Origin of the sequence: Halorubrum sp. CBA1125 (assembly GCF_009742825.1) — an archaeon.
Lineage (GTDB): Archaea > Halobacteriota > Halobacteria > Halobacteriales > Haloferacaceae > Halorubrum.
The window spans coordinates 1-7,455 of the sequence record NZ_WPCE01000143.1 but is presented as its reverse complement, the minus strand read 5'-3'; the positions used below and the strand labels follow the sequence as shown (position 1 = coordinate 7,455).

At 70.7% G+C, this 7,455-nt stretch carries 1 protein-coding gene and 4 pseudogenes; 4 read left to right on the top strand and 1 reads right to left on the bottom strand.

Annotated features, from left to right (window positions below):
• Positions 1-34 precede the first annotated feature (34 nt).
• The 3 genes and pseudogenes from GJ633_RS12000 to citZ all read left to right on the top strand — a co-directional run bounded on the left by GJ633_RS12000 (position 35) and on the right by citZ (position 3,956).
• Positions 35-506 (top strand): annotated as a pseudogene (locus tag GJ633_RS12000) (type 1 glutamine amidotransferase).
• A gap of 185 nt (positions 507-691) precedes the next feature.
• Positions 692-2,577 (top strand): annotated as a pseudogene (locus GJ633_RS11995) (PINc/VapC family ATPase).
• Positions 2,578-2,798: 221 nt separating this feature from the next.
• On the top strand, positions 2,799-3,956 hold the full coding sequence (citZ, locus tag GJ633_RS11990; protein WP_156589015.1) for a citrate synthase: 1,158 nt from the start codon (positions 2,799-2,801) through the stop codon (positions 3,954-3,956).
• A gap of 16 nt (positions 3,957-3,972) precedes the next feature.
• On the opposite strand, the pseudogene GJ633_RS11985 reads toward citZ, so the two are convergent.
• Positions 3,973-5,516, bottom strand: a pseudogene (locus GJ633_RS11985) (hypothetical protein).
• A 99-nt stretch (positions 5,517-5,615) separates the two neighbouring features.
• Here GJ633_RS11985 and ligA point away from each other — a divergent pair.
• Positions 5,616-7,455: pseudogene (ligA, locus tag GJ633_RS11980) on the top strand (ATP-dependent DNA ligase LigA); the annotation flags it as partial.

Sequence of the window (7,455 nt, the reverse complement as noted above, 5' to 3'; positions counted from 1 at the left end):
GTACGTCGGCGAGGTCGCCGACGCCGGCGTCCCCGTGTTGGGCGTCTGTTACGGCCACCAGGTGCTCGCGGAGGCGCTCGGGGGGGCGCGTCGCGGGCATGGACGGCTTCGAGATCGGATACAACGAGGTGCGACGGGTCGACGACGACGAGCTGTTGGAGGGGGTCGGCGAGACGTTCACCACGTTCACGACCCACGGCGACGCGGTCGTCGAGCTGCCGCCGTCCGCGACGCTGCTCGCGGAGAACGAGCGCGGCGTGCACGCGTTCCGGGACGGGCACTGCTGGGGCGTGCAGTTCCACCCCGAGTACGACGTCGAGACCGCCCGGAAGGTGACCGACGGGAAACGCGACCAGCTCGGGGACGCCCGCGTCGACGCCGTGCTCGAGTCGATCACCCCCGAGGCGCACGCCGCCGCCTGCGAGGTGAAGGCGCTCTTCGACAACTTCACCGCCTACGCCGAGCGCGTCGCGACGGACCGGACCGCCGCCGCGGCGGATGACTGACTCGTCCGTCTCGTCGACGGACTCGGACCGGCCTTTCTCCGTCGCGTCGTTCTCGCGCCGCCGTCGCTTCGTGTTCGCACCGCCGTCGTTTCGTTCTCCCGCCGCCATTCCGCGTTCTCGCACCGCCGGCGACCCTCGTTGATCCGGTCGAACACGCTTATACCGCTCCCGCCCGGAGCCACGGTATGAACGTAGTACCGGACACCAGTGCGGTCGTCGACGGCCGCGTGTCCGAACGCGTCGCGGACGGGAGCTACGAGTCGGTGACGGTACTCGTCCCCGAAGCCGTCGTCGGCGAGCTGGAGTCGCAGGCGAACGACGGCCTGGAGTCGGGCTGGGACGGCCTGAGCGAACTCAAGCGGCTCGCCGACTACGCCGACGAGGGGACCATCGAGCTGCGGTACGTCGGCGAGCGTGCGGGCGGGGACGCGCGGTCGCACGCCCACGAGGGCGACGTCGACGCGCTGATCCGCGACCTGGCGGACGATCACGGCGCGACGCTGCTCTCCAGCGACATCGTGCAGGCCGAGGTCGCCCGCGCGAAGGGGATCGACGTCGAGTACGTCGAGCCGGTCGCCCGCGGCGTCGTCGACGAGCTCCCGATCCAGGACTTCTTCACCGACGAGACGATGTCGGTCCACCTCAAGGCGGGAACGGTACCGAAGGCGAAGCGCGGTCAACTCGGCGAGATGCGGTACGTCGAGGTCGGCGACGCGGTGACGGACGAAGAGCAGATGCGCGAGTGGGCGAACGCGATCGTCGACCTCGCCCGTCAGTCGAACGAGGGCTTCATCGAACTCGCCGACGAGGGGATGGACATCGTCCAGTTCCGCAACTACCGGATCGCGGTGGCGCGGCCTCCCTTCTCCGACGGGATCGAGATCACGGCGGTCCGGCCGATCGCGAAGACCGACCTCGACGACTACGAGTTCGCCGACGAGCTCCGCGAGCGGTTCCTCGAACGCAAGCGCGGCGTCCTCATCTCCGGTTCGCCGGGCGCCGGGAAGTCGACGTTCGCGCAGGCGGTCGCGGAGTTCCTCAACGACAGCGACTACGCGGTGAAGACGATGGAGAAGCCGCGCGACCTCCAGGTCGGCCCGGAGATCACCCAGTACGGCTCGCTCGGCGGCGACATGGCGAACACGGCCGACTCGCTGCTTTTGGTCCGCCCGGATTACACCATCTACGACGAGGTCCGCAAGACCGCCGACTTCGAGGTGTTCGCCGACATGCGGATGGCCGGCGTCGGGATGGTCGGGGTCGTCCACGCCTCCCGCGCCATCGACGCGCTCCAGCGGCTCGTCGGCCGAGTCGAGCTCGGGATGATCCCCCAGATCGTCGACACCGTCGTCTACATCGAGGCCGGCGAGGTCCACACCGTCTACGACGTGACCACGGAGGTGAAGGTGCCCGCCGGACTCACCGCCGAGGACCTCGCGCGTCCGGTCATCCAGGTGTCGCGCTTCGAGACCGGCACGCCGGAGTACGAGATATACACGTTCAACCGGCAGGTGGTCACGGTCCCGCTGAACGAGGACGGCGGCGAGGCCGAGTCCGAGACGGGGGTCGGCCGGATCGCCAAACAGGAGATCGAACGCGAGATCCGCTCGGTCGCACACGGACACGTCGACGTCGAACTCAAGGGCAACGACGAGGCGGTCGTGTACGTCACCGAGGGCGACATCGGTACCGTCATCGGGAAGGGAGGCGGCCGTATCAGCGACATCGAGAACCGGCTCGGGATCGAGATCGACGTCCGTACCCACGACGAGAAGCCCGGCGGAGACGGCGGCGCCGGCGGCTCGCACGGTTCGGACGGGACCGGCGGCGGGCAGATCGGTGCCGAGCGCGGCACCGTCGTCACGCCCGAGATCACCTCGCGACACGTCTCATCGACGTCGAAGACGAGGTGGGCGAGACCGTGGAAGTGCGGGCCGACGGCGAGTACCTCTTCACGGCCACGGTCGGCCGCGGCGGCGAGGTACAGGTCTCTCGCGGGTCGGCGATCGCCGAGGAGCTGGAGGACGCGATCGACCGCAAGCGCACGATCACGGTCGTGCCCGCGCGGTGAAGTTGACCTGCCGTCCGTCGCGGAACCGTCGATGGGACCTGCCGTCCGTCGCGGCACCACCGATGCGGCTGGACCGCCCGCTCCGGACCCGGCCCGCTCGGGCCTCCGTGTCCGCATTTCGCCGCCGCGTTCTGTCGTTCGACTGTCTGATGTTCGACGATCGTCGATTCGATCCGCCTGAAAGATAACGTTTTTTTTGATGGTGGTCGGAAACCCACTGCATGTCAGACGAGTTGCAGCGGGGATTGGAGGGCGTCCTCGTCGCGGAGTCGGAGCTCAGTCACGTCGACGGCGAGGCTGGGAGGCTCGTGTACCGCGGGTACGACATCGAGGACCTCGCGCGCGGCGCGAGCTACGAGGAGGTGTTGTACCTCCTCTGGCACGGGTCGCTACCGACCTCCGAGGAGCTCGACGGGTTCTCCGCCAAACTCGACGCCGTGCGTGAGGTAGACGACGCCGTGCTCGACACCGTGCGGACCCTCGCGGACGCCGGCGAGCGTCCGATGGCGGCGCTCCGGACGGCGACGTCGATGCTCTCGGCGTACGACGACGAGCCGCGCGCCGACCCGGACGACGACGATGTCGCGACGACGACGCTCACCCAGGGCCGCCGCATCACGGCGAAGATCCCGACCATCCTCGCCGCCTTCCAGCGCGTCCGGCAGGGCGAAGACCCGATCGCGCCCGACCCCGACCTGTCGTACGCCGGCAACTTCCTCTACATGCTCACCGGGACCGAGCCCGACGACGTGAGCGAGGAGACGTTCGACATGGCGCTCACCCTCCACGCCGACCACGGACTCAACGCGTCGACGTTCACCGCGCTGGTGATCGGGTCGACGATGGCGGACATCTACTCCGGCGTGACCGGCGGCATCGGCGCGCTCTCCGGGCCGCTCCACGGCGGCGCGAACCAGGACGTGATGGAGGTCCTCCACGAGATCGACGCCTCCGAGAAGGACCCGATCGAGTGGGTCGAGCACGCGCGCGACGCCGGGCGCCGCATCCCCGGCTTCGGCCACCGCGTCTACTCCGTGAAGGACCCCCGAGCCACGATCTTAGAGGAGAAGCTGCGCGACCTCTCCGACTCGTCGGGCGACACCAAGTGGCTCGAGTACACCACGACGATAGAGGAGTACCTCACCGAGCAGGGGCTCGTCGAGAAGGGGATCGCCCCCAACGTCGACTTCTACTCCGGGGCGGTCTACGACTCGCTCGGGATCCCGATGGACATGTACACGCCCATCTTCGCGATGAGCCGCGCCGGCGGCTGGATCGCCCACGTCATCGAGTACCAGCAGGACAACCGGCTCATCCGTCCCCGGGCGCGGTACACCGGCCCCACGGACGCGACGTTCGTCCCGATCGACGAGCGCTGACGGCCGCCCTCGTCCGTCACCAGCCGGTGAACCCGCCTTCGACGAGTGACGTCCGCTGCCGGTCGATGTACTCCCGCTGCGTCTCGTAGACGGCGGTCTCGAAGTCGTCGCCCTCGTCGAGCCGGTCGCGGACGCGGTCGCGCTTCCACGCCGCCGGCGTCACCCGGTTCTCGACGCGCCACCGGAGGGGAGCGATCCACTCGGCGGCCTCGTCGTCGGCACAGCCCGCCGTCCGGAGCCCGGCCTCGGCGTGGTCGAGGAGGTCGGCGTACAGCGCGTCCGCGTCGCTCGTGCGCTCGCCGTCGAGCCCGATCCACTCCATGTCGGCGTCGAGCCCGTCGGCGACCGCGGCGTAGAAGTTGTCGCGGGCGGTCTCCCAGTCGAGGCCGACGACGGGGTGTTCGTATTGTGGCAGCGCCTCCATCAGCCCCGCGAACGCGGCCTGGAAGGCGATGGAGTCGCGGACCGTCGGCTGGGCCGGGATCGGCCGGAACTCGATCCGGGCGTTCGCGCTCGATCGGCTCGCGCCCTCGAACACCGGCCGGACCCACCGCCAGTAGCTCCCGTGTTTCGTCCGGAACGTGGCGAAGTCGTCGTCGAACCGGTCCGTGCCGCCCGGATCGGGCATCGGGATCAGCGTCTCGTCGCCCGCGATCCGGTCGACCGCGGTCTCGACGTCCCGGAAGTCCCGCGGGAAGCGCACCTTGTCGTCGTCGGTCCGCGTGTTGAGCACCGACTCGAAGACGTGGATCCGGTTCTCCGAGGCGCCCTCCGCGAGCACGCGCTCGCCGTCCCAGTCGTCCGCGTACAGCTCCGGCGGGAAGAAGGGGGAGTTGACGCCGATCGCGAGCAGCGGTCCGGCGATCCGGAGGGCGTACTGGAAGTGCCGCGGGAGCGTCTCCGCGCGGGCGACCTGGTAGTGCGGCTGGACCGAGGTGATGAGGCTCTCCGGCATCACCGTGTCCGCGGTGAACGACACGCCCGGGGCGTCGACGACCGTCTCGACGCCGTCGACGCCCGCGTTCGCCATCGCGTGGTACCGGACCGCGTCGCTCATGTTGACGGCGACGGTGACGCCGTCGACCTCGACGCTGTCGGTGAGGTACCCGCGCGCCGTCTCGCCGGTGGGCGGGATGGTCCAGATCCCGTCGGAGACGAGCCGCATCCCCTCGACGCCGGCCGTGTTCTCCGCGGCCTCCAGGCGTGCGCGCACCTCCGCGAGCTGCGCGCGGAGCCCGTGGTCCGACAGCGGCTGCGGGCTCGTCGACATCTCCGCGTTGTGGAGGCCGAGTTCCTTCTCGAAGCCCATCAACTCCAACAGCCGGCGGGGGACGCGCATCAGCGCGTACTCGCCCGCCCGCGACTCCTCGCTCCAGCGTCCGTCGGCGACCGCGTAGAACTCGTACTCGAAGCCGACGATCGACTGGTGGTTGTCGAAGGCGCCGTCGTGGAGCGCCTGCTTGACGATCTCCGCCTCCTCCTCGGCGCGGGCGGCGAACTCGTCGCGTCGACCGCGAGCGCCTCTCGGACCCCGTCCGCGAGCGCGGACTCGGTGCTCATGCGACGGTCGACGGGCCGGCCTCCTAAAAAGGGCTGCGGCCGAGCGACGCCGCCGTGTCGCATCGGCGCGTTTTTGCCGAACGATCGCCGACTCGCCGTATGGAGTTCGCGGCGTTCGCCGAGGCGACCGAACGGCTGGCGGCGGAGTCGGGTGACATCCAGACCACCCTCGCGGTCGCCGACCTGCTCTCGGCCGCCGGCGACGAGACTGACCGCGAGGACGACGACCTCGCGACGGTCACCCGGTTTCTGCTCGGGCGCGTCTTCCCGGCCCACGACACCCGGACGCTCGACGTCGGACCGGCGCTGTGCCGGGAGGCGATCGCCCGCGCCGCGGGGCCGAACGTCACGGCGGCCGACGTCGAGGACCGACTGGCCGACCGGGGGGAGATCGGGGGCGGTCGCCGCCGCCTACGACTTCGGCGGCCAGCGGGGGCTCGCGGCGTTCGCCGACGGCCGCGACCCGCTCACGGTCGCCGCGGTCGACGCGACCCTGCGGGAGGTCGCGGCCGCCGCCGGCGACGGCAGCGAGTCGCGCAAGCGAGACGCGCTGTTCGGGCTGTTCAACCGCTGTGAGGCCGACGAGGCGGCGGTGCTCGCCCGCCTCGTGCTCGGCGAGATGCGGATCGGCGTCGGCGAGGGGACCGTTTCGCGACGCGATAGCCGAGGCGTTCCTCGTCGACGGCGATCGCGAGACGGACGGCGACGAGGCCGACGACGCCGGCGAGGCGCCCGCGCTCCGCGCCGGCGACGAGTCGATCGCGGCGGTCGAGCGCGCGCTGCAGGTGACGAACGACTACGGCCGCGTCGCCGCCCTCGCGCGCGACGACGGGGTCGAGGGACTGCGCCGGGAGCGACTCCGGGTGGGTCGACCGGTCCAGGCGATGCTCGCGCAGGCGGGGAGCGCGACCGACGCCGTCGAGTCGTTCGGCGAGGTCGCCGTGGAGACGAAGTTCGACGGTGCGCGCGTACAGGTCCACTACGTCCCCGCGGACACCGACCGACACCGCGACGGTCGGCAGCAGGCCGACGCGAACGCCGAGGGGCTCGGTCCGCGGCTCTACTCGCGGAACATGGAAGACGTCACCGAGGCGCTCCCGGAGATCGCGGAGTACGTCGCGGCCCGCGTCGCGGTACCGGTCATCCTCGACGGGGAGGTGGTCGCGGTCGACGACGCGGGCGACCCGCTTCCCTTTCAGGCGGTGTTGCGGCGCTTCCGACGCAAACACGACGTCGACCGGATGCGCGAGACGGTGTCGCTCCGGCTCCACGCGTTCGACTGCCTCCACGTCGACGGCGAGGACCTCCTCGACGAGCCCCTCCGGGTCCGTCACGATCGGCTCCGCGAGGTCGTGCCCGACGCGGCCGCGGAACTATCGATCGCGACCGATGCGGAAGCGATCGCGGCCGCGGAGCGGGCGGCCCTCGACGCGGGCCACGAGGGCGTGATGTTGAAAGACCCGGCGTCGACGTACACGCCCGGCGACCGCGGACGCGACTGGCTGAAACGCAAGCCCGACGTCGAGACGCTCGACGCCGTCGTCGTCGGCGCGGAGTGGGGCGAGGGGCGCCGCGCGGAGCTGTTCGGCACGTTCCTGCTCGGGGTGCGTGACGGTCCGGATCCAAGCAGCCGAGCCGACTACGCGACGGTCGGGAAGGTCGCGACGGGGATCACCGACGAGCGGCTCGCCGATCTCACCGAACGGCTGGAACCCCAGGTCGTCCGCGAGGACGGCACGGAGATCGACGTCCGCCCGGCGCTCGTCGTCGAGGTCGGCTACGAGGAGATCCAGACCTCGCCGACGTACTCCTCGGGGTACGCCCTCCGATTCCCGCGGTTCGTCGGAGTTCGCGAGGACAAATCGGTCGACGAGGCCGACTCGCTCGACCGGGTGCGGCGGCTCGCCGGCGACGGAAAGCGCCCTCGCGACGACGAGGA

Bases quoted from the DNA above. Each gene is read 5' to 3' on its own strand.
- citZ (WP_156589015.1), top strand. From the start codon at position 2,799: ATGTCAGACGAGTTGCAGCGGGGATTGGAGGGCGTCCTCGTCGCGGAG.